The sequence below is a fragment of the Acinetobacter sp. NIOH-H-8 genome (assembly GCF_046635365.1).
GTDB lineage: Bacteria > Pseudomonadota > Gammaproteobacteria > Pseudomonadales > Moraxellaceae > Acinetobacter.
In genome coordinates this window covers 1-404 of the sequence record NZ_JBHDVN010000304.1, presented here as the reverse complement: position 1 = coordinate 404, position 404 = coordinate 1, and the positions used below count along the sequence as shown (strand labels likewise).

The following is a 404-nucleotide window of genomic DNA, read 5'->3' as shown; positions in this document are numbered from 1 at the left end:
AGGTGGGCGCGATGCCTTCTGGTTGCTCGCGATTGTGCGCATTCAGCCAGCAGGTCGCAAGCCCGGCGTTGATGCCACCGAGAATATCGGACTCGGCAGTGTCGCCAACCATCAGCACGCGTGAACGGTCAGGATTGCCCGCCTGTTCCAGCGCATAATCGAAAATTTTCTTATTCGGTTTAGCAACGCCAACTTCTTCGGAAATCACAAGCAAATCGAAGTAATCACGCAGGCCCGTGCGTTCCAGACGCACCTGTTGCAAGGCGCTAAAACCGTTGGTGATGATGCCGATTTTGGCGTTGCCACGAATGGCGTTAAGCAGAGAAACCGCTCCCGGCAGCGGCGTACAGATTTCCGCCATCGCATTAATAAAGGCTTCGTTGAGTTTACCCGGCTCGACGTTC

1 protein-coding gene is annotated in these 404 nt (G+C 55.0%); it reads right to left on the bottom strand.

Features of this window, described 5'->3' with window-relative positions; genetic code table 11:
• Nucleotides 1-404, bottom strand: a 404-nt coding sequence (gene yjjG, locus ACEWB7_RS18360) for a pyrimidine 5'-nucleotidase (RefSeq protein WP_411581143.1), incomplete at both ends; no start/stop codon positions are given.